The sequence below is a fragment of the Pseudomonas sp. Ant30-3 genome (assembly GCF_000690905.1).
GTDB lineage: Bacteria > Pseudomonadota > Gammaproteobacteria > Pseudomonadales > Pseudomonadaceae > Aquipseudomonas.
In genome coordinates, this window is record NZ_JMCL01000072.1 from 1 (window position 1) to 22788 (window position 22788).

At 58.4% G+C, this 22788-nt stretch carries 12 protein-coding genes; 5 read left to right on the plus strand and 7 right to left on the minus strand.

Annotation, left to right across the window (positions count from 1 at the left end; all coding sequences use genetic code 11):
- Positions 1–154 precede the first annotated feature (154 nt).
- The 5 genes from DU29_RS0117600 to DU29_RS0117620 all read right to left on the minus strand — a co-directional run bounded on the left by DU29_RS0117600 (position 155) and on the right by DU29_RS0117620 (position 11444).
- Positions 155–1477 carry an MFS transporter gene (locus DU29_RS0117600; RefSeq protein WP_028622857.1) on the minus strand — a complete coding sequence of 441 codons (1323 nt, stop codon included), beginning with the start codon at positions 1475–1477 and terminating at the stop codon, positions 155–157.
- Between the two features lie 308 nt (positions 1478–1785).
- Entirely contained in the window at positions 1786–3111 is a 1326-nt protein-coding gene (locus tag DU29_RS0117605; RefSeq protein ID WP_028622858.1) for a sigma-54-dependent transcriptional regulator, read from the minus strand.
- Positions 3105–4871, minus strand: coding sequence for a sensor histidine kinase (locus DU29_RS0117610; protein ID WP_028622859.1), 1767 nt, complete (start codon positions 4869–4871; stop codon positions 3105–3107). The genes DU29_RS0117605 and DU29_RS0117610 overlap by 7 nt, the downstream gene beginning before the upstream one ends.
- 249 nt (positions 4872–5120) lie before the next feature.
- Entirely contained in the window at positions 5121–9752 is a 4632-nt protein-coding gene (locus tag DU29_RS0117615; protein WP_028622860.1) for a SpvB/TcaC N-terminal domain-containing protein, read from the minus strand.
- A 168-nt stretch (positions 9753–9920) separates the two neighbouring features.
- Positions 9921–11444: a fumarate hydratase gene (locus tag DU29_RS0117620; RefSeq protein WP_028622861.1), complete on the minus strand. Its 1524-nt coding sequence runs from the start codon at positions 11442–11444 to the stop codon at positions 9921–9923.
- Positions 11445–11912: 468 nt separating this feature from the next.
- On the opposite strand from DU29_RS0117620, the gene DU29_RS0117625 reads away from it, so the two are divergent.
- Positions 11913–13019, plus strand: a complete 1107-nt coding sequence (locus tag DU29_RS0117625) for a GGDEF domain-containing protein (protein WP_028622862.1) — start codon at positions 11913–11915, stop codon at positions 13017–13019.
- Positions 13012–13947, plus strand: coding sequence for an iron-sulfur-binding ferredoxin reductase (locus tag DU29_RS0117630; protein WP_028622863.1), 936 nt, complete (start codon positions 13012–13014; stop codon positions 13945–13947). Before DU29_RS0117625 ends, DU29_RS0117630 begins: the two co-directional genes overlap by 8 nt.
- Before the next feature lie 310 nt (positions 13948–14257).
- Here the strand turns inward: DU29_RS0117630 and DU29_RS0117635 are convergent, their stop codons facing one another.
- Positions 14258–15535 carry a delta-60 repeat domain-containing protein gene (locus tag DU29_RS0117635; RefSeq protein WP_028622864.1) on the minus strand — a complete coding sequence of 426 codons (1278 nt, stop codon included), beginning with the start codon at positions 15533–15535 and terminating at the stop codon, positions 14258–14260.
- Between the two features lie 254 nt (positions 15536–15789).
- Positions 15790–17241, minus strand: a complete 1452-nt coding sequence (gene pyk / locus DU29_RS0117640) for a pyruvate kinase (protein WP_028622865.1) — start codon at positions 17239–17241, stop codon at positions 15790–15792.
- Positions 17242–17416: 175 nt separating this feature from the next.
- On the opposite strand from pyk, the gene DU29_RS0117645 reads away from it, so the two are divergent.
- The 3 genes from DU29_RS0117645 to DU29_RS1000000130980 all read left to right on the plus strand — a co-directional run bounded on the left by DU29_RS0117645 (position 17417) and on the right by DU29_RS1000000130980 (position 22742).
- The gene (locus DU29_RS0117645; protein WP_028622866.1) at positions 17417–17794 is read left to right on the plus strand and encodes a tetratricopeptide repeat protein; all 378 of its coding nucleotides are present in this window, start codon (positions 17417–17419) and stop codon (positions 17792–17794) included.
- Positions 17795–18020: 226 nt separating this feature from the next.
- Positions 18021–18380 carry a PilZ domain-containing protein gene (locus tag DU29_RS0117650; RefSeq protein WP_028622867.1) on the plus strand — a complete coding sequence of 120 codons (360 nt, stop codon included), beginning with the start codon at positions 18021–18023 and terminating at the stop codon, positions 18378–18380.
- Positions 18381–18659: 279 nt separating this feature from the next.
- Positions 18660–22742 (plus strand): hypothetical protein, encoded by a 4083-nt coding sequence (locus DU29_RS1000000130980; protein ID WP_152635559.1) that lies wholly within the window; start codon positions 18660–18662, stop codon positions 22740–22742.
- Positions 22743–22788 lie beyond the last annotated feature (46 nt).

Sequence of the window (22788 nt, forward strand, 5' to 3'; positions counted from 1 at the left end):
AGGAGCCGGCTTGCTGGCGATGGTGTGTCAGCTAACACCATCGTCGCTGACACACCATCGCCAGCAAGCCGGCTCCTACAGGGGATTATGTTTGTTCAATGAAAAAGGGGCAGACCCGCCAAGGTCTGCCCCTTTCCATATCGCCTCAGCGAACTCAGTCGGTCTCGATCCGCGAATGTTTGCGCGTGTCTTTCATGGTGATGTACACCAGCAGCGACACGGCAATGCACGCGGTGACATACCAGTAGTAGCCGGTTTCCATGCCGATGCTCTTGAACCACAGTGCGATGTACTCAGCGGTACCGCCGAAGATCGATACGGTCAATGCGTACGGCAGGCCGACGCCCAGTGCGCGGATTTCGGTCGGGAACAGTTCGGCTTTGACTACCGCGTTGATCGAGGTATATCCGCTGACGATGATCAGTGCGGCCATGATCAGGAAGAACGCACCCCACCATGTTTCGATCGTGTGCAAAGTGGTCAGGATTGGCACTGTGAACAAAGTGCCGAGAACGCCGAAGGCGATCAGGATCGGCCGACGACCGATTTTATCCGACAGGCCGCCAATCAGCGGCTGCAGGCACATGAACAGGAACAGGGTGGCCGCAGAAATGGTGGTGGAGTCGGAAATGCTCATGCCGACGGTGTTCACCAGGTATTTCTGCATGTATGTCGTGTAGGTATAGAACGCCAAAGTGCCGCCCATGGTCAGGCCGACCACGGTCATCAGTTCCTTCGGATGGCGCATCAAGGTGCGCATGGCACTTTCTTTCTTTTCCTTCTGCACCTTGTTGAACGATTCGGTCTCTTCCATACCACGACGCAAGTACAACGCGACCACGGCACACAGCGCGCCGATGGCGAACGGAATGCGCCAGCCCCACGCGTACAGTTCTTCGGTGGTGAGGATGTTCTGCAATACGATCAATACGCCCAGCGCGATGAGCTGGCCGGAGATCAGGGTCACGTACTGGAAGCTGGAGAAGAAGCCGCGACGCTCTTTGGTCGCCATTTCGCTGAGGTAAGTGGCCGAGGTGCCGTATTCGCCACCGACCGACAGGCCTTGCAGCAAACGGGCGAAAATCAACAGGATCGGTGCGCCGATGCCGATGGTTTCATAACCCGGGCTCAGGGCGATCAGCAGCGAGCCGAAGCACATCAGGTAGACCGACGCCATCAGCGCTTTTTTGCGACCGGCACGGTCGGCGTAGAGGCCCATCAGCCAGCCACCGATTGGACGCATCAGGAAGCCGACCGCGAAAATCGCGGCGGTGTTCAGCAGTTGTGCGGTGGTGTCGCCTTTAGGGAAAAAGGCTTTGGCGAAGTACAGGGAGAAGGCGGCATAAACATACCAGTCATACCACTCGACCATGTTGCCGACCGAGCCGCTGAAGATCGATTTGATTCGGCTGGCGGTGGTTCTTTCTTTGGCCGGCACGGCAGCCGACCCCAGGGGCAGGGTGTTGGAGTTATCCATTGAAGGATCCTTCGTTTAATTGTTTTTGTGGAGCGCGATAAAACGCAGCCTGCGTGGGCTATAGCAGGAGCTGTGCCAAAGGCGAGAAGGCTGGTTTAGAGGGGGGTAAGGGGATGGTTTGAGCGGAAATCCGCTTATTTTTCAGTGAGCGTGAGCGGAAAATCGCTTATCGATTCCAGGGTTTTTTTGCCTGGCCTGCCTCATCGCGAGCAGGCTCGCTCCCACAATGGGCCAGTGTTCGCAATTCAAATGTGGGAGCGAGCCTGCTCGCGATGAGGCCAGATCAAGCGCCATAAAATTCAGCTGATTTACACAAACATCTCGCGACTCAGCCCATGCCGCTGCATCTTTTCATTGAAGGTGCGGCGCGGCAGCTGCAACTCTTCAAGCACCGCTTTCACATCGCCTTTATGCCGGGTGAGCGCTGCACGCAGGCAGTGCGCTTCGAACGCTTCCTGCTGCGCCGCCAGCGATTTACCGGGGTCGATGCCCGCCGGTGCCGGCTCATCCAGCCCCAGTACCTGGCGCTCGGCGACATTCGCCAGTTCACGCACATTGCCTGGCCAATCGTGACTCAACAAATGGCTCAGCTGCGGCCCGCTCAACGGCGGTAATGTGCGACCCAGACGCTGCGCAGCCTTGTAGGCAAACGCCTCGAACAACAGCGGAATATCCTCGCGACGATCACGCAACGGTGGCAAGCGCAATTCCGCGACGTTCAAGCGATAGGCCAGGTCCTCGCGAAAACGACCGGCTCGCGCTTCGTCGAGCAAGTCCGGTTTGGTCGCGGCAATGATCCGCAAGTCCACGTGGATGCTCTGATTCGATCCCAACCGCTCCAGCTTCTGCTCCTGCAGCACGCGCAGCAACTTCACCTGCTGCGCCAGCGGCATGCTTTCGATTTCATCCAGAAACAGCGTGCCGCCATCCGCATATTCCAGCTTGCCGATGCGTTTACCCTGAGCGCCGGTAAACGCGCCGCTCTCGTGGCCGAACAGCTCGGCCTCGAACAACTGCTCGGGAATCGCCGCGCAGTTGAGCGCCACGAACGGCTTGTCGGCACGCGGCCCGAAGTCGTGCAGGCAGCGCGCGACCAGTTCCTTGCCGCTGCCGGTTTCGCCACGGATCAGCACGTTCACCGGCAGGGCCGCGAGGTCCAGCACTTGCCGGCGCAACGTCTGCAAACCACGGGACACGCCAAGCAAAGTCGAGTCGAGTCTGGCGCGGTTGTCGGCCTGCTCATGCAGCGCGCGGTTTTCCAGGACCAGCCGGCGCTTGTCCAATGCCCGCCGCAAGCTGCCGAGCAGGGTTTCCGGGCTGAACGGTTTCTCCAGAAAGTCGTAGGCGCCGTCTCGCATCGCGTCCACCGCCATCGGCACATCGCCATGGCCGGTCAGCAGAATCACCGGCAAATCAGCATCGCGGCGCTGCACTTCGGCGAGCAGTTCCAACCCGCTCATGCCGGGCATGCGCACGTCGCTGAGGATCACTCCGGGGAAATGACTGGGCAACTGCGCCAGGCATTCATCGGCGCGACTGAACAGCTGCACTTCAAAACCCGACAGGCTCAGCCACTGTTCGACGGCGCTGCGGATGCTGCTTTCGTCATCGACCACCATCACTGAGTTCAACATGCGGTTTGAGTCTCCGGATCGATGGGCAGGGTGAGCGTGAACAGCGCGCCGTTGTCGCGATTGTCAGCGCTCAGGCGGCCGCCGGACTCGTGCACGATGGCGAAGGATACGGCCAGACCGATGCCCAGACCATCGCCCACCGGTTTGGTGGTAAAAAAGGGATCAAACACTTTTGGCAGATGTTCTTCAGCGATGCCACCGCCATTGTCGGCCACCGTCAGGCGCCACGACTGTTCGTCGGCTTCGAGGCGAATTTCCAGGCGCTTGCAGCGTTTGTCGCGCATCGCATCGAGGGCGTTACGCAGCAGGTTGATCAGGACCTGTTCCAGGCGAATTGCATCGCCACGCACCCAGGCCGGACGCGTCAGATGCAGCACCGTGCTGACCTGTTCATCACGCAAGCGAGCGTCGAGCAGCTCCAGCGACTGATCGACCACTGCCGCCAGATCCAGGCGTTCGCGCAAGCCGCTCGGGCTTTTGCGCGCGAAGGTTTTCAGGTGACCGGTGAGGGCGGCCATGCGCGTCAGCATCTCGTCTACCGGTTTCAACGCGTTGTAGGCATCGTCGACGCGGCCGTGATCGAGCAGCAACCGCAGCGTCGCCAGCTGCATGCGCTGCGCAGTCAGTGGTTGATTGATTTCATGGGCGAGGGCTGCGGACATCTGCCCAAGCGCCGCGAGCTTGGCCGATTGCACCAGACCGTCCTGCGCTGTGCGCAAGTCACGAGTACGTTCTTCCACCAGTTGTTCGAGTTCCTCACGACTGCGCTGGCGCATTTTTGCCAGACGCCAGCGCTGGTTGAGGAACAGCAACAAAAACACCAGCGCCAGCCATGACCCGGCGGCGGCGAGTGCAGCATTGCGAATGTCTTCGAAGTCGATTTGCGGCCGACGCAGCAAGTGCAGCGTCCAGCCTTCGGCGGCCAGTGGCGCTGATTCCCAGAGGTAATCGGCGCTACCGTCCGGGCCTTCGACCCGCGCCAGATCACTGTTGTCGTCGAAGCGCCGCAGCGATTCGAACTTCAGGGGCGTCAGGGTTTGCTTGTCGTATTGGCGGGTCGATTTGAGTTCGGCATGATCGCTGTCGCTTAGCGGTTTCAACAGGCGGTAGCGCCAACCTGGCTGATTGGCGATGAAGATGATCCCGCGTGCATCGCTGACCAGTAACGTGTCGCTGCCCTGACGCCACTCGCGCTCCAGTTCCGGAAATTCCAGCTTGACCACCATGGCGCCGAGAAAGCGACCATCGTCGGCATTCACTGCACTGGAGAGGAAGTACCCGGGAATCCCGCTGGTCACGCCAACGGCGTAAAAACGCCCGGTGCCCTGGGTTCGGGTCTGGTTGAAATAGGGACGGAAACCGTAGTTGTGACCGACGTAACTGCTGGGCAACCGCCAGTTGCTCGCCGCGATGGCCAGGCCGGTGCGATCAAGCAGCTCCAAGGTCGAAGAAGCGGCCGCGCCGTTGATTTTCTCCAGTTTGCGATTCAGCGCGTCCTGCTGATCAGCTGTTAACGGACCGTTGAGTGCCGAGCGCAATTCCGGGTCCAGTGCGAGTACGGCGGGAAGGGCGCGATAGCGTTCGATCAGGGTGTGCAGCGATGTGGCGTACAAGCCTAATTGCTGACTGGCGCGGGCTGCATCTTCCACCAGCGCCTGTCGCTCGGCGTGGCGGATTGCCCACGTAGCAGTGAGGGCAGCACCGGCGAGTATCAACAAGATGTAGAGCGATAAACGCAAGGTACGTGAAGTCGGCAGCATGCGGGTGCTAACAGAGAGAAGTCGGGCCGGCACGATAGCATGGAGTGTTCTTCGCCAGAGACAAAGCTCGGTCAAGCGGCTGCCGGTGTGCGGGCCAGTAACTTGTCTGTTCGTCATGCTGCCGGGCGGTGGTCCGGGGTTCGGGGCTACCGCCACTGTCATCCCTTCGCCAGTACGCCACGTGACGGACGGGCAAACCACGGTTGTCGATGACAGCAACGTGTGGCGTATGTGCATGGACGTGAGAGATCAATGCAGCGTTGTCCACGGATTGCGTTTTTTGATTTCTTTGGGCGGGTCAAACAAGTCGTTTTCATCGAAGGCGATGGTGTACCAGCAGCGGTATTGCTGTTCACGGCGCAGGTTCTTCATTTCCGGTGGCTCGCCTTGGAGCATTTTCTTCGCCAGTACGGTGTGCGTCGGCCGGCCAGCGGCGTCGTAAAACTGTTTGTCGTGAAAAGCGCTTTCCCGTAACGAGTCATCGTTGATGCGACGAAATTGATCCGCGAAGTACGGCCGGTAGACGCGCACCGTCTCGCCTTTGTTGTTGTACTCGACCGGCTCACTGACCCGCCAGCGCCGCGCGGCTTCGGCTTCTTCAGGCGTGCCGTCGGATTTCAGTGCAAGCGTACCGTCGGGCTTCACGATCCAGGCCTTGCCGGGTTCGACCTCCTGCTTGGTTTGCAGCACGCGGCCGAAGCCGTCCTGATGGATGATGGCAATGCGAATCTGCAATTCCGGGTCTCCCGGATAACGGTCAGCCTGCAAGGTCGCGACGTGGACCGGTTCCCGGTGGGCGGCTGCTAGGTATTGCTGAAGACGCGCTTCATCCGGGCTCGGGTTTTCGAGCTGCAAGACATGCTGGCGTGCGCGATCACAGAGGTGACCGCTGGGTAGCACAAAGCCATGCGCTTGCGCCCAGGCCAGCCATTCAGCGTCTGGCGGAGATTGTTGGGGTATTTGCCCCATCCAGCTGAACGCATCGCTGAACATGGCCATGGCGAAGTTTCCGATGGCTTTCTTCGGATCGTTGATCGCACTCGCCGGGCTGCGATCATCGGGCCGAACATAGTCGGCCAGTGGGTAAAAACCAACTTTCTTGCCCAGTTCGGTGCCGTAAAAACTGCTGACCACCACCTCGCCAAAGGCGTTGTACCGCGCCTCTTGAGTGTTCTGGTTGGGGTCGACGATGGTCGCGGGCAAGAACGTGCAGTAATCGGTGTCGGACGTGCGGGTAATGCAGCCATCCGGCAATTCAATCGCCGTGTGCACGCACCAGTGAGGGTCATAACTGACTTTGGTAATGCCATGGCTGCGCGTCTGCTGGAAGTGATCAACGTTGTAGAAATCTTGCTCTTTGCGGTAGGCAGGAAAGCCACGTCGCACTAACCACAAGTGATCTTTAGCCTCGGGCGGTTTCGCCACCGGGATGGGGCCTGTCTCGGGCAGGAACCAGTCCATGGTGTCGTAACCCACGGACACCAGTTTTTCGTACAGATTGAACGGCATTTCGCCCTGATCATCCTTGAGTTTGTCGTAAGCACTCAAGGCCTTCGCGTCAAGCTCTGCAATCTCCACGTAACCGGGCAGAGCGTGGACAGTGGCGGTGCCTTTTTCCATCGTATCCCCCGTTTCCGGATCGACATAGAACTGCATGGACTTGCCGGCAAGCTCCCAACCGGTTGCCCAATCACCGTCGTCCTGGCTCAACTCAACAAAACGTTCATGATGGATGTCAGCCATCGTAAGCTTTGCTTTTTCCTCTTTTCGCGCGTTGTCGCGTTTTCGATACTCCAGCCCGAGCCGGAAAGGCATGCCGAATTTCCAGCCCTCTGCGGGATTAATGTGAATAAATTCAGCCCTGGATTCAGTCAAATACCAACGCTGTTGCTGTTCATCGTGAGCATCCATCCAATAGCGGTTCTCGTGCTCGTCATCGAAGGGCGGATTGTCCGCTGTCCTGCGCCGTGGGTAGTAGATCTTGAAGGCATGGAGGGCGGTGCCAAAGCGGTCAAACTTTACATTGATCGTGTGTTCACAACGGGGATCGTCAGGCATCAGCGGCTCGTACTCGTAGCTGATCGATTCCAGTGCGAGAGGTTGCAGCACGGCATAAGCATCGTGATCACCCTTGGCGCGGAGTAGGCGAACCATCGAGCGATGTTCTGCTACAGCGTAAGGCACACGTGTATCATCGAAAGCGAATACTTCATTGCGTAGGGTTGAACCGCTGAGTGCCCGGGCGATCTCGCGAGTGGTGTTTTCGTCGAGTGAGTCGAGCGTTTCCGATGCGTTATCCGCGGCGTGATAACGTTCCACCAGGGTGGGGTTCAGCGGCACCGCCTGTGCGTCGGCATCGTAGTAACCGTCCCTTGGCGGATCTATGGATTTACCTGTGTGATACCAGGTTTTGCTCAGGATCGGTGCCGTGAAGCCAACGCTTGCCCGCGCTGCGGCGCTGGTTTCGGTGTCCGTCTGTATCGTTAGACCAAAACCGCCGACTTCGCGTTCGAAGGTGTTGTAATACGCGTCGCGATAGCTGATGCGCTGACTCAGGGTAGTGCTGGTGATTTCGTCTTTTTGAGTTTGACACTTGACCAGGTGCATCGCGAACGGCAAACCGGATTCAACGATCTTGCCCGGTTGCTCGGCTTGTTCATCGAGAAACTCCTGAGCCGAGCTGCGATAGTCGATAAAGCTGAGTGCACCCATGTTGTTGTTGCTGCGGTTGAGCAGATATGGTTTGGCGCTGATGAAGTCGTAGCGCCAATGTCGCGGTGACCTGTGCGGCACGGTCAATACCACGCTAGTGCATCCCAGCCCCAGCAAGTCAGCAGTGGTCACCTGGCACAGGCGGTCATAGCGCACGCCTTCGGGCCATGGCAGATCAATCGACACCTTGGCGAAACCTTTGCCGCAGTGGTTCATGAACACGCGCATCCGGTCCGATTCCAGATAAATCAGGTCGGTTGCGCCGGAACCATCGAGGTCTGCCAACAGGACTTGCGAAGCATTGAATTGCTCGTAAGAGAATTCCGGTGTTTGCAGCACGATTCGATTGCCGAACTGCCCATGACCCAGATTCGTCCAAATCTCCAGGCTTTTGTGGCGCAAGCGAAACAAGTGTTGCCGGCCGCTGCCCAACAGATCACTGAAACCCACTATTTCGGTTTCCGAGTTGCCCGGCAGTGGCAGAGCATCGTTTTCATCGTGCGGCACGTCGCGGCCGGGGCTGAAGCCGTTGTCATCGCCCAGATTGGTGTACAGGCGCACGCTGTTGCTGCCGATCATTGCAACGTGAGTGCGACCGTCGCCGATCAGGTCTGTCACTTGCGCCTGAGGATGAAAATACTCCAGCGGAAAGGCTTTGTAGGGCACGAATGTCGACCATTGCCGGTCCGGGTGCATCGTGAAAAAACCGTTGAAATTCGGCGAGTGCACGCCCCATTCCAGCCTACCGTCACCGTTCAGGTCGGCAAGCGACTGCCGCAGCGGTTTGCTGCTATCGGCAACGGGAATGTAGGGCAATATTTTCATGTCACCATAGCGCACATCATCACCGCCGCTGTCGGCGCGCAAGGGTTCGCGGTAGTACCAGGCCTTGTCGTAGCGGCATAAAATCCCAGGCATGCCTTTGCCATACAAGTCGACCAGTTGATAACGCTGACCGTCATTCAAACCGGGCATTTGAGGGAAGCTGCTCCAGCCCGGGTGAGGCTTGTCGAGGCCGAACGGCGCGTAGTTGAACTCCATCGGCGGCCGACTCTCCACTTTGCCCTGAGCGTCGAAAGCCTGCAGGTGGGCGGCGGTCAGATGGTTGTAATCCAGAGAATTGGTCGTGTGGTTGAGCAGCAGTCGCTGGACGAGTTTCGGCGCGTCGCCAAGCTCGGCCCTGAAGTGATGAAACATCAGCACTTGGCGGCACAGGCGGCGAGTGCCCAGTTCGAACCCATAGTCGTAATTCCAGAAGGGGTCGCTGCGCTCGAGCCAATCGCCGTATTGATCCGCGTCCTGCAAATAGGGAAGACCATAGGCCGGTGTTTGCGTCAGGTCGTGGCTGCGTTCGCCATAGTCGAACAGCAGGTGAAAATGGAAATCCTGATCCTTCCAGCCCTCGGCGTCCCACGAATACAGGGTCGAGCTTGCCACGGCGTTTCCGTACAGCACCCGATGCAAATGGCGCTGGGCGCGGTAGTCGCGAAAGTCCGGCGCGAGTGGCTCTTCGGTCTCGGCCTTGTATTCATACACGATGTGCTCACCGCGCACCGAAACGGTCTCGTCCAGCAGCCATACGCCGACGCGTTCTGGCTCCAGCGGCTTGTCTTCGTCGCGCGGCTCGGCCCGGCGTGACGCCAGCGTCTTGCCGTACATGTGGACACTGCCGTCGGCGGTGTGGATCAGCCAGAATCCCGCAGCATCGGTCTCACTGAGCCATCGTTCGATGCGTGCAAACCCACCCTCGACCCGCGGCTGGTAGCGGACCTTCTGATAGATGGTCTCTCCCATCGTTTCTGGCGTTTTGACCAGTTCGCCTTTTGCATCCAGCTCCGGCATCCAGGTTTCACCGTCCGGACCGACGACCAGATCCTTGCGCGGGTCATAAACCGGAACACCCTTGCTGGTGCGCAGGGTGATGGCGTTGACCGTCAAATGCCAACCGATGCCGAACGTACTGTTGCCGACGTGACTGCTGTAACCGAGCGACATCGCCGGGACGAGGTCTCTGTTGGGTGCCTTGCTGATCGGAATATTCAGTTGGTACGAGGCAGCACCGGACGTACCCATCGCCCCCCAACCACCAAAACTGGCAATGGCTCCGCCAATTTTGGGTTGGGCTGGCGCTGCAATATTGATCGTGCCTTTTTGTTCTTCCGTGGTCATTCGCTTTTCCACCTGACAAGTCGCACAAGTGCAATCAAGCTATCAGCGGGGGCGGAAGTTGTGACCTGTTACATCTGACAGGTGGCCGTGATTTCTCTCGGGAAAAAGCCGGGCGAAAAAAAACCGGCCTGTCAGACAGGCCGGTTTTTCAAGACGCTTCAGCGCTGCTTACTGCACTTCTATCGCCAGACTTTCACTGATCTTTTTCTGCCAGATCGCAGGGCCGGTGATGTGCACTGACTCGCCGTTGCTGTCCACCGCAACGGTCACTGGCATGTCTTTGACGTCGAACTCGTAGATCGCTTCCATGCCCAGTTCGGCGAACGCGACCACGCGGGATTTCTTGATCGCTTGCGCCACCAGGTAAGCCGCGCCGCCAACAGCCATCAGATAAACCGCCTTGTGGTCCTTGATCGCTTCGATCGCGGTAGGGCCACGTTCGGATTTGCCGATCATGCCCAGCAGGCCGGTTTGCTCGAGGATCTGACGGGTGAACTTGTCCATCCGCGTTGCAGTGGTCGGGCCAGCCGGGCCGACGACTTCTTCGCGCACCGGATCAACCGGGCCGACGTAATAGATGAAGCGCCCCTTAAGGTCCACCGGCAGGGTTTCGCCCTTGTTGAGCATCTCGACCATGCGTTTGTGCGCAGCGTCGCGACCGGTGAGCATCTTGCCGTTGAGCAGGACGGTTTCGCCCGGCTTCCAGCTCTGTACGTCTTCCGGGGTCAGGGTGTCGAGGTTGACACGACGGGCCGACGGGCCGGCTTCCCAGACGATTTCCGGGTAGGCGTCCAGCGGTGGCGCTTCCAGCGAGGCCGGGCCGGAACCGTCGAGCACAAAGTGCGCGTGACGGGTGGCGGCGCAGTTGGGGATCATGCACACCGGCAGCGAGGCGGCGTGGGTCGGGTAATCCATGATCTTCACGTCGAGCACGGTGGTCAGGCCGCCGAGACCCTGAGCGCCGATGCCGAGTTGGTTGACCTTCTCGAACAGCTCCAGGCGCATCTCTTCGATACGGTTGGACGGGCCGCGCTTTTTCAGCTCGTGAATGTCGATGGACTCCATCAACACTTCCTTGGCCATGACCGCAGCTTTTTCGGCGGTACCGCCGATGCCAATGCCGAGCATGCCCGGTGGGCACCAGCCGGCGCCCATGGTGGGCACGGTTTTCAGGACCCAGTCGACGATCGAGTCGGACGGGTTGAGCATGGCCATCTTCGACTTGTTCTCTGAACCGCCGCCCTTGGCCGCCACGTCCACTTCCACGGTGTTACCCGGGACGATGGAGTAATGGATCACTGCCGGGGTGTTGTCCTTGGTGTTTTTGCGAGCACCCGCCGGGTCGGCGAGGATCGAGGCACGCAAGACGTTTTCCGGCAGGTTGTACGCGCGGCGCACGCCTTCGTTGATCATGTCGTCCAGGCCCATGGTGGCGCCATCCCAGCGCACGTCCATGCCCACGCGAACGAACACGGTGACGATACCGGTGTCCTGGCAGATCGGGCGGTGACCGGTGGCGCACATGCGCGAGTTGATCAGGATCTGCGCCATCGAATCACGCGCTGCCGGCGATTTTTCGCGCAGGTAGGCTTCGTGCATCGCCTGAATGAAATCGACGGGGTGGTAGTAGGAAATGAATTGCAGGGCGTCGGCAACGCTTTGTATCAGGTCGTCTTGCTTGATCACGGTCATCTGTCGCGCTCCTCTAAAAGACGGGAACATTCAATAAGGTGCTCGCAGCTTGGGTGCATCGGTCGGTTGCGAACACCTTGCAGGGCACGCCGGGCATGCTGGCGCGACGCTAAAAAGGCGCGGCAGTATAGCGCGGGTCGTCGGCGTAAACACGCGCCGGCAGTCAATCGTTGGTCGCATACGCAGGCGGTGCAGATAAAGCTGCGCGGGCGCGCTCATCTATTGGAGTCGGCTTGCTGGCGATAGCGTTTCGGGCAGCCAGCCAATTTGTGACTGGCAGGTCGCTATCGCCAGCAACCCGGTTCCTGACAGGTGCAGGCACCATCAACAGTTAACCGGGTCAGCGCTTTGACGCCAGTTTTTCTCCCTAAAAATTCAATGGTCATTTACCCGACTGCCCACTAAAGTGGCAGTCGGTCTGTAGAACAGGACGCTCTGTCAGCCTTCTTTCGCACGGTGAGTCAACGATTGACCCATAACGCAATCCAACGCCTTTTGCTCAAACGCTTCGCCCTCGCAGCCGGCACTTACGCCTTGGCTTTGCTGCTGCTGTGGCTGGCGTTTTTCACGGGCCATTACGATGAGCCGTTGGCCAATGTGGCCGTCGGCAGCGCCCTGGTGGTCATCAGCCAGGCGACGCTCTTTGCGCTTTTTTACAGCGGCCGGAACCTGCGGTTTCCAGACCCCAGCCTGACCGAGCCCCAGGTCTTGCTTGGCCTAGGCTGGCAAACCTGGCTGATCGCCAACCTCGACGAGGCTCGCGGTGCGTTTCTGGTGTTCTACCTGCTGATCATGCTGTTCGGGCTGTTTCATCTGTCGCGCCGCGCATTTGTGCGGTGCGCGTTGTTGGTGTTCTTCAGTTTTTGCGCGATCACTCTGTGGGAGGGCTACCACTTCGAGCTGACCGACCCGGCGCTGTCTGCGCTGCAGGTGTGCGTACTGCTGATTGTGCTGATCTGGCTGGAACTTTACGCCCGTTATGTCCAGGCCTCGCGGCAACGCATGCGCCAGCGACGCTTCGCTTTGCAGGCGCATCAGGACACCTTGCGCGGCATGATGCGCCAGCTCGAGGACCTGGTCGCCACCGACGAACTGACCGGGTTATTCAATCGCCGGCATTTCCTGCGCCTGGCCTCACGCGAACTCAACGCCATGGAATCGGGCGTAGTCCACGGCCTGGCGTTGATCGACCTTGACCACTTCAAACGCATCAACGACGTGCATGGGCATGCCGCCGGCGATCAGGTGCTGCAAGCCTTCGCCGCTGTCGCCACGGCGTGCCTGCGCGAGGGCGACGTGCTGGCCCGTTATGGCGGCGAAGAATTCGTTTTGTTGTTGCCCGATTGCGATCCCGAGCGTTTGACTGCGTGTTGCGAACGTCTGCGCATTGCGTTTACCGATGTCGAGCTGATCGGTCTGGATGTCGCTCACCTCAGTTTGTCCGCAGGCATGACGCTACTGGAGCTGGGGGACGACCTCGACGACGCGCTGCAGCGAGCCGATCAGGCGCTCTATCGGGCCAAACGCGACGGTCGCAATCGGTGTGCCGCAGCGTGGGAAAACGTCGATGCCTGAGGTGCGCGTCGGCGAGCGCCAGTGGTCGGTGACGGCCGGCAGTAATCTGCTCGACACGTTAAATCACAACGGCGTAGCGGTGCCCTATAGCTGCCGCGCTGGCAGTTGCCATGCGTGTCTGGTGCAGTGCGTGCAAGGCCTGCCGAATGACAGTCGGCCGGATGCCCTCAGCGCAGAACAGCGTGCGCAGGGCTGGCGCCTTGCGTGCCAGTGTCAGGTGGTCGAGGACTTGCAAGTGCACGCGTTCGATCCGCAACAGGACGGTCGCCCCGCCGAAGTCGCGGCTGTCGATTGGCTCAGCGCCAATGTGCTGCGTCTGCGTGTCAACCCTCAGCGGCCGCTGCGCTACAACGCCGGACAGCACCTGGTGCTCTGGGCCGGCAATGTGGCGCGGCCTTACTCCCTCGCCAGCCTGCCGGAAGAAGACCGTTTTCTGGAGTTTCATCTCGATTGTCGTCACTTGGGTGAATTCAGCGCTGCCGCCCGCCGCCTGAAGATTGGCGACCCGTTGCGTCTCGGCGAGCTGCGCGGCGGCGCGCTGCATTACGATGCCGACTGGTCTTCCCGACCCTTGTGGCTGATGGCAGCAGGAACGGGCCTTGGGCCGCTGTTCGGCGTTCTGCGCGAAGCGTTGCGACAGGATCACCAAGGTGACATTCGCGTCATTCACCTGGCCCATGATGCCGACGAGCATTACCTGGCCAAACCCTTGCAGGCCATGGCGGCCAGCCGTCCGAACCTGAGTATCGAGCTGTGGACGCCGACCGGGTTGCCCGAGGCTTTGGCGCAACTGCGGCTTGTTTCCCGGCAAACCCAGGCCTTACTCTGCGGGTCACCTGCCAGTGTCGAGGCCTTTGCCCGACGCCTGTATCTGGCCGGATTGCCGCGCAACCAACTGCTGGCCGACGAGTTCTTGCTGCGTGGTTGAGTGCTGATTTTGTGGCGAGCGAGCTTGCTCGCGCTGGGCTGCACAGCGGCCCCAAAAGTTTGTAGGCGCTGCGCACTCAAGCGGGAGCAAGCATCCTCGCCACAGATGTTGACCACGCTAGCCTCATCGCGGGCAAGCCCGGCACCCACAGGTTTTGTGCTCTCCCCCGATGTTGTTGGCACGCCTAATCCGTGTGGGAGCGGTATTGCCCGCGATGACGTCAGCCCAGGCAACATAGCGCCTGGATCAGCAAACCAAGAAGCCCCACCATTCACATGGCGGGGCTCTGGTTTCCTTCGATTACCGTCCGTTACTGAGCTGTGTTCACAAAACGGGCGACCAGGGCTGCTACGCTAAACCCGGTCCAATCGCCCACGATCAATATATTCCCATCCTTTTGTAGGGCCATGCCCTGAGCCACGGTGTAATGGCCCTCGAATCTAGTAGCGCTCCAGCCCTTGCCGCGCCCGAATTCGACATCCAGTATTCCGCCAAGACTGTAACGTGCCACAACAAACAAAGGCTGCCCGCCTTGTACGCCCATCCTTCCGGCCACGATGATTTTCCCGCCAGTTACACCGATATTCCTGAACATGACAAAGGAATCGTCATCAAAGGATTGAATCAGGACTTTGCCGTTATTGAACGCAGGATCCAGATCCCCCTTGTCGGTGAGCCCGGCCAGCGCGCCAGAGCCCGCCGAGCTGCCGGCTACCACAACGCTGGAACCGGAAGACAGGCAGAGCGCCTCGAAATCGGCTTCCGGAAACAGTTTAAAGCCACTTTCAGCGAAGTCAGTGTCAAAAGTGCCGTTGTCATTAAGACGAGCCACCATGCCTTTTCTGGCAAGGGTTCCACATACGGTGATTTTCCCGTTGTGCACCAGCACGTCCTTGATAGAACTATGCCCCCAATGCTGATTGGTCACGGCGACAAAACCTGTGCCGTTGAAACTGTTATCAAACGAGCCGTCGGTGTTAAGCCGGATCAGCAGCGCAACGGTTGCGATCCAGATGGGCATGTAAATTTCCATGACAACATAGATTTTCCCATCCGCTACCGCGCAAGGCCCAGATGCGCCTGTAGCGACTGCGGTCCAAGGGTTCGAGCCCAGGCCAAGGTCTTGCGCAAGGGTCTGCGGCGCTTTGACGGTCAATAGACCGTTAATGCCAAAGTCTTCATCTGCACTGCCGTCGGCATGAAGCCGGGCCAGCACAACCTCTCCCGATTTAGTATCGATACCTGATAGCAGAATCCTGGGTTCGCCATTGACTGTCAGAAAATGGATCTGGCGCAAATGGGTGTCTTTCCCGGGGCCAAAGGACAATATCACATAGCCGTTTTTGCCAAATGCTGTATAGGGCGTCCCGTCCTTGTTGAAACAGGCAATGCCCAGCTTGTGCCAGATTTCATCGCCCTCTGCGTCGACGCCTCCGCCAATGTAAATTTTGCCGTCGGGGCCTTCTTCGATGCACTCGCCTCCCGTATCTGTGGCGTTTGGATATTGAACGACCAACTGGCCTGTTTGATTCAGGTTGAGGTCAAGATCGCCAGGAGCGAGAGTCGTCATTGCAGTAGACTGGCTCATTGTTTAATTCCTTTATTCGAAGTGAGTATCCGTCAGGTACTGCCAATGGCGAGCCGCAAACGCCATGCGTAAAAACGCTGGATGACAGTAATAGCAGCGGTGGACGAGATCGATTAAAGGCGCTGTTGACAGCGACGTCTACTGTCACATTTGACAGGTTAGGGGTACGTTCCAGCTCATTTCGTCCGTTCCGCAAACGAAAAAAAGCCCCGCCATTCACATAGCGGGGCTTTGCGTTTTCACTAACCGATCACTCAGACCTGCGGGTCACCCACGTGCAGGATCTTCATCCCGTTGGTGCCGCCGGTGGTGTGGTAGCTGTCGCCCTTGGTCAGGATGACCCAGTCACCTTTCTCGACAACGCCGAGCTTGACCAGCTCGTCGATCGCCTTCTGGCTGACTTCGTGCGGTGCCAGCGACGCGGGGTCGAACGGAACCGTGTACACGCCACGGAACATCGCCGCGCGCGCCTGAGTCTCACGGTGCGGCGAGAAGGCGTAGATCGGCACCGAGGAACGGATGCGCGACATGATCAGCGGGGTGTAGCCACTTTCGGTCAACGCGATAATCGCCTTCACGCCCGGGAAGTGGTTGGCGGTGTACATGGTCGCCAGCGCGATGCTTTCGTCGCAGCGGGTGAATTCCTTGCCGATGCGGTGGCTGGAGGTCTTTCCTGTCGGGTGCTTTTCTGCGCCGACGCAAATACGCGCCATGGCTTGCACCGCTTCCAGCGGATACAGACCGGCGGCGCTCTCGGCCGACAGCATCACGGCGTCGGTGTAGTCGAGCACGGCGTTGGCCACGTCGGAGACTTCGGCGCGGGTCGGCATCGGGTTCTGGATCATCGACTCCATCATCTGGGTCGCGACGATCACTGCCTTGTTGTGACGGCGTGCGTGCAGAATGATTTTCTTCTGAATGCCCACCAGCTCGGCGTCGCCGATTTCCACACCCAGGTCGCCACGGGCAACCATCACCGCGTCGGAAGCCTTGATCAGACCGTCGAGGGTTTCGTCGTCGGCCACGGCTTCGGCGCGTTCGATCTTCGCCACCAGCCAGGCAGTACCGCCGGCTTCGTCACGCAGCTGGCGCGCGTATTCCATGTCAGCGGCGTCGCGCGGGAAGGACACGGCGAGGTAGTCGACTTCCATCTCGGCAGCGAGCTTGATGTCGGCCTTGTCTTTCTCGGTCAGGGCCGGTGCAGTCAGGCCACCGCCGCGACGGTTGATGCCTTTGTGATCCGACAGCGGGCCGCCGATGGTCACGGTGCAGTGCAATTCGGTGGCGGTGGCGGAATCGACGCGCATGACCACACGGCCGTCGTCGAGCAGCAGCTCGTCGCCGACGCCGCAATCCTTGACCAGGTCCGGGTAGTCGATGCCGACCACTTGCTGGTTGCCTTCGGTCAGAGGATGGCTGGTGGAGAAGGTGAAGTGATCACCGATCTTCAGCTCGATTTTCTTGTTGGTAAATTTGGCGATACGAATTTTCGGGCCTTGCAGGTCACCCAGCAGGGCGACAAAACGACCGTGCTTGGCGGCGAGGTCCCGCACCAGCTTGGCGCGAGCCTTGTGCTCGTCGGGGGTGCCGTGGGAAAAGTTCAGGCGGGCGACGTCCAGGCCAGCCAGAATCAGCTGTTCGAGAACTTCCGGCGAGTTACTGGCCGGGCCAAGGGTAGCGACGATTTTGGTACGACGGACGGACATGCAAAGACTCCTGAGTTCAAGCGCTGAGTGAGGCTACTATGCTCTGCAGGTGTAGTCATTGTTCATGTGCACTACTTTTCTTGAAGAACTTTGTGATTCGCCTGTTTATGGAAATGAACAGTGCTGAAGATTTTCGCCGGCGGGTCGATACAGAGCTCAAGACAGGAGAACCCTCATGCGATTTTTGCTTTTAGCCGTGCTTGCCCTCAGTGTCGTGGGTTGCACCCGTTGGTCGATGAACCATCATCTGAACAATGCCTACAGCGCCTACGAACGGGGCAATTGCGAGCAGGTCACGCTCGAATTGTCCAAGGTCGAACGCGCCAGCCGCGCGCGGCCTTACGTGTGGCCGGAAGTATCGATGTTGCGCGGTTTGTGCCTCGAACGGCAGAAACTGTTCGTCGATGCGGCGCAGACTTATCAGTTCATCATCGCTTCCTACCCGCAAAGCGAATACGCCTTCCGCGCTCGCGCCCGCCTGGAGACCTTGCAGTCGCTGGGCCATTACCCGTTGCGCAGTACCACGGCAGCGGTCCGCCCTACGCGCTTCTGATTGCGCTGTTATCTCAGGACCTGGCTTGCCGGGACGGTGAGCTATAGTTCTTGTAGTCGGTGAGAGCTTTGCTTCTATCGACGTCACACCTGTGATCGGCAGGCGTAAGCGACAGCGGTTGTATGGACTGTCGCACCGGGATCTGGGAGAGCGCGCCTCTGCATGCAGAGCCCGTTCCGAAGCATTAGTGCGGCTCTGCTCAAGAGCCTTGCATGGCGAATGGCGCATGTACATCGACCGCCGGATCGAGCGGCATCAACTGCCGTATTTTCTCAAAGTGTTCAACGGCGTTACCGACAAACCGATTGGCTTTCTCGGTAACGTGTCCGAAGACGGGCTGATGCTGATCAGCCATTTGCCACTGATGATTGGTGCCTCATTCGACCTGCGCCTGAAAATTCCTGCGGCTGACGATTGCCCTCGGTTTATCGACCTGAAGGCTTGCTGCCTGTGGTGCCATGAAGACGCGACGCCTCACCATTACGACGCTGGTTTCAGCCTGCAATGGGCACCGGTGGAGTATGGGGATTTGGTGGGGGCGTTGCGGGGGTATTTCAGTTTCAGGCAGTTGCCGGCGTCGGCCTGAAAAAAGCCGTAACACAGAGTTGCGAGCGCTTCATTGCCTCGGGCGACCTGCGCCTTTCCTTCGCGATCTCGCTACTCCTTCCCGCCCGATTTGACCGATAGAACATCAGCAATCATAGGAGCTTATCAACATCAATGCGAGGGCTGAACCGTTCGTCTGAACTGTCAAATTTAACAGGTGGTTGGCAATGGAAATGGGGATTCAATTACTTTAATTATCCCCCGCGGCAATGCCGACACCTGGATGTCTGCCTTGATTGCAAAACCATAGGAAATGACCATGGATACCGACGACGGTGTAGAAAAGGATGAATTCCGCGAGCCGACGGTGGAGTCTGATAGCAGCGGCATTGCCGTGCAGCAAGAAGCTGATGAAATACCGAAGATTGAAGGTTCAATTTCGGAGGCTCAACTGAGTGCAACTTCTTTAGGAAGAACGCGATTTACGCTCACCGGAGGTGAAGATGCTAGGAGACTAGATCTTGACTTGGAGTTTTGGTGGGAAGTGAATTTCACTTTTCATTGCAGGGCTCATGGCTACAGATTAGCTAACAATGGTCGTGGGTCCGGTAATATTTATTTGGGTATTGATTCGCATGACTCGACGGGCCTGCCGGAGATTACCAGAGATGATGCTAGGCAGGATGGAAACTGGCACGGTATCAGCGCTAAATTCGTTGCAACAGGTAATCGCAATACCGGCAAGGGAAATATCTACTGCCGATGGACCTACGATACGTCGGGAAATGATCCACATTTCTGGATGCCTATATATCCAGTCCCAGCTCCGCCTCCTACAATAATTTCGCCTGTCAGGAATGTCGCTGAGCCAACATTCCAGATTCTTGGCAAAGGCGCTTTCTTTCCTGTGGCTGCTCCTGCAATGGAAATTCATACCCCATCTGGCAAGTTGAAAAATGCTTCCATAAATAGTGCTACTGGTGACTGGAACGCTACTGTTTCCATACCCACTGGTCAGTTGTCGATGACTTATTTTGGTCTGCAGGCTTTTTCCAGTACGTTCCACCATAAGACCGCTAACGCTTCCGCGTACCTCGCGAAAATTACTAATCTGGACACCGTAGTGCGAGCGGAGGATTTTATCTTCAAAGGCACAGCTGCCCCCGGAAGCAAAATTGCAGTGGTACAGGCTGAGAGCCATTGGACCGCTTTCGCCGGTCCGGCAACCGCGAATTCGTCCGGTATCTGGACGGCAGCTGCCAACGCAGTGCTGTCCAGTCGAGTCATTACAGTAGAGGCGCAATATACACTCGCAGGGACCCAGCTCGGTTACACAAAACCAGTCACTTTCCAGATTCTGGGAAAACCGGCCATCAGCAATATGGCGACTCTTCAGGAAATGATTTTCAACGTGACCGGTAGCAATGGTTATTCCGCTGCCACACTCGCCGTCTATATTGATCCGACGGCTACCAAAGTTGGAGAAACCACCCTGCAAGCAACCGGCAACTGGAGCGTACCGGTTAACTGTAATCCAGGGGCTGTAAATCTTGCTGTAGAGCAAGTTCTATCCGGTGTGAAGTCAAACCGTGGTGCAGTTCGTTCATTCCATATCCGGCCCCCGAAACCCACGCTTGCGGCAAAGCTCAATGGAGAAGCCGTTGAGTTACACGGCACGGGTCATAACGGCTTGAACGTTCGAATGGATGTTCATTTTTCTGGCATCAAAGATGATGCTTATCTTGAGATACCAGTCAATGCGGGCAAGTGGAGCAAAAATATTCCGGCTGACTTATTGCCGGGCAATTACGTGTTCGGCGGTCGCCAAAGCGTTCCTGACGGTGGCACCGGCCGAATTTTCAACTCGGGCTGGGCTACTGAGATCAGGGTCAATGTACCCACGCCTAAACCGACAGGCGTAAGTGCCACGGCTGCCGGGCAAAAGGTGACGTTCGAGGGCACAGGTCGCCAATGGGACGCAACCGAGGTGAAAATTGGCATTTACCACAACGGTGTGGCTCTGGCCGGGGTGCCGCAGGCCATCGTGCAGCAGAACAATAGTTGGCAGACTCCGCCAGGGGCCGATTTGCCGCCCGGCACCTATCCCTCTCTGACGGCCCGTCAATGGGTTAATAATCAGTGGTCTGCCGACAGCAGTATTTTTTCGATGGTCATCGAGTCACCCGTCCCGCAATTCACGAATCCACCCACCGAATCCCCCACCGGCCAGCGTCCGCAAATTTCCGGCTCGGCATGGCCTGGCTCGAAGATAGAATTGTGCATCTCGGGAAAACAGCCACAGGAACTGAGCGCAACCTTGGGCACGTTTGTGCTGAACGCCACCGAAGATTGGGCCCCGGCCACTTATACCCTGACCGCTACGGCAGAATTTGGTGGGCAAGATTCTGCCATCGCCACCCGCACGTTTACAGTCGGGACCCCATTACCGGTTATCAGCACACCCGCCGGCGCCGAAGTCGATCCGGTGCCGGTACTGGAAGGCACTGGTTACAAAGGGTGCTGGGTGTTTGTTTTTTCCGTGGACGGCAATCAAGAACTTGGACGCGCACAGGTTCGGCAAGACGGTAAGTGGTCGGTCACGTTGCTGGAGCAAGTGCCGAAGGAGCTTGAGCTTTACGCTGTTCAGAAAGAAGCGCCAGACAGCGACAACGTGTCGGCACACTCCACCTCGAAAAAATTTACGGTTCGGGTGCCCATCCCGGTGTTTTCACTGCCCGCAGAGAATGGACGCCCGGGGCGTACGTCGCAGTTTTCGGGCACCGCCATGCCGCGCGGTAAGGTCCAGTTGTGGATCAAAGGGGAAAACCAGCCCAGGGTCAAAGATATTCCGGTGACGCCGGAGGGCCGCTGGGAAGCAACTGTCAGCCTGGACGTGGGCGGTCCAGTCGTGCTTGAAGTTGCGCTCTTCTACAAGAACTTCAACAGTGCAAGACGAGAGCGTGTCGTCACCGTGGTGCCGTCCGTGCCTGTCATCGATACGCCGTTGCCCAATGAGGCGCTGGGCGCAATGTTGAGAATTTCCGGATTCGGTTACCCACTGGACACTATCAAAATTCAGCGCCGCCACAATTATTTCAATTTAGGCTCTGCGACAGTTTCAGCTCAAGGCACCTGGTCATACCTGATCAAACATAACATGGTTGCGCAAGACGGGTTGAGCGCCTCGGCATTTGCGGGGGTCGGTCTGGAGTCTACGCTGACCCCCGTGGTGGGGGTCACTTTACTTGGGCCTGCTCCGCAAATAATCGAACCCATTGCCGGCGATCGCGTAGGGCTCAGGCCGCGATACAGTGGGTTGGCAACGTCTGGAGCCACTGTCAGCGTCGCGTCAGGGTTCAACGTTGACGAGCGGCTGGCGCCATCCGCGGTCGCGGATGCATACGGGCGCTGGGAGGTGATGGGCGACAAGAATCTGCCGGAAGGGGCGGCTTGGGTAATGGTGCGCCAGACGGTGGAGGGTGGCGCTTCCGAGTGGGTTGAAAGTGGGCGCTTCATGGTGGAAAAAGTCGCTGCCGGATTTGAAGCGCCGCAGGTTGACTATCCTGTTGAAGGACAAAAAGTCGGAAGGCACCCAATGTTCAAGGGCCGCGGTATGCCAGGGGCGCAAATCACCATCACCAAAGCCAACGACGTTAACGTTGTGCTGGCCAAACCCTGGGTCGATCGTGATGGCCTCTGGAGCGCGCGTTCGGCGATCGAGTTGCCTTTCGGTAACGAGTACCGGTATTCGGTGAGCCAGGCCCGCGATGGTGTCCAGTCGCAGTACTTGTCACCCCATCCGTCCTTCGATGTGGTTCAGGTCTCTGCCGGATTCGAGGCACCACTCATCGATACGCCAATTAATGACCCAGAGCGAAAACTTGAGCGGCGGCCGATTTTTGCCGGCAGAGGCTGGCCAGGGGCCGAGATAGTTCTCTACCTGAACTTTACCGGCGGCGTTATCGCCAGTACGCAGGTTGACGCACAGGGCCGGTGGTCGGTGCGCCTTTCCATCGAACTTACCGTGACGGACGACCCACACCGAATCGGGGCCGTGCAAACCATCGACGGTCAACGCTCTCTCAAGTCGGAAAATGTCGGCTTCAAGGTCGAGGAAAAAGTCGAAGCACCGGTCATTCTGAACCCGGCTGATGGCGGGTACGTCGCGCCACGTGCAGTGATCAGCGGCACCGCTGTGCCGGGAGCGCACGTGATTGTTTATCAATCGGGCATCAGCACGGTCGCATGGGCCGAGGGTATCGCCGATGAATCAGGGAATTGGTTGATGATAACGAAGGTATTGCCGCTGGGGGATTTTGCAGTGACCGGACAGGCTCGCAATGGAGTAATAATCTCCGAGATGTCGACTCCGGTGAATCTTAAAGTGATAGACGCCGGGTGACACCCGATGTGTGACCCAATGGCCCTCTCTAGAGGGTCATTTTTTT

What these genes read in the sequence shown, in the direction of transcription:
- DU29_RS0117600 (WP_028622857.1), bottom strand. Translation starts at nt 1,477, where the DNA reads ATGGATAACTCCAACACCCTGCCCCTGGGGTCGGCTGCCGTGCCGGCC.
- DU29_RS0117605 (WP_028622858.1), bottom strand. Translation starts at nt 3,111, where the DNA reads ATGTTGAACTCAGTGATGGTGGTCGATGACGAAAGCAGCATCCGCAGC.
- DU29_RS0117610 (WP_028622859.1), bottom strand. Translation starts at nt 4,871, where the DNA reads ATGCTGCCGACTTCACGTACCTTGCGTTTATCGCTCTACATCTTGTTG.
- DU29_RS0117615 (WP_028622860.1), bottom strand. Translation starts at nt 9,752, where the DNA reads ATGACCACGGAAGAACAAAAAGGCACGATCAATATTGCAGCGCCAGCC.
- DU29_RS0117620 (WP_028622861.1), bottom strand. Translation starts at nt 11,444, where the DNA reads ATGACCGTGATCAAGCAAGACGACCTGATACAAAGCGTTGCCGACGCC.
- DU29_RS0117630 (WP_028622863.1), top strand. Translation starts at nt 13,012, where the DNA reads ATGCCTGAGGTGCGCGTCGGCGAGCGCCAGTGGTCGGTGACGGCCGGC.
- DU29_RS0117635 (WP_028622864.1), bottom strand. Translation starts at nt 15,535, where the DNA reads ATGAGCCAGTCTACTGCAATGACGACTCTCGCTCCTGGCGATCTTGAC.
- pyk (WP_028622865.1), bottom strand. Translation starts at nt 17,241, where the DNA reads ATGTCCGTCCGTCGTACCAAAATCGTCGCTACCCTTGGCCCGGCCAGT.
- DU29_RS0117645 (WP_028622866.1), top strand. Translation starts at nt 17,417, where the DNA reads ATGCGATTTTTGCTTTTAGCCGTGCTTGCCCTCAGTGTCGTGGGTTGC.
- DU29_RS0117650 (WP_028622867.1), top strand. Translation starts at nt 18,021, where the DNA reads ATGTACATCGACCGCCGGATCGAGCGGCATCAACTGCCGTATTTTCTC.
- DU29_RS1000000130980 (WP_152635559.1), top strand. Translation starts at nt 18,660, where the DNA reads ATGGATACCGACGACGGTGTAGAAAAGGATGAATTCCGCGAGCCGACG.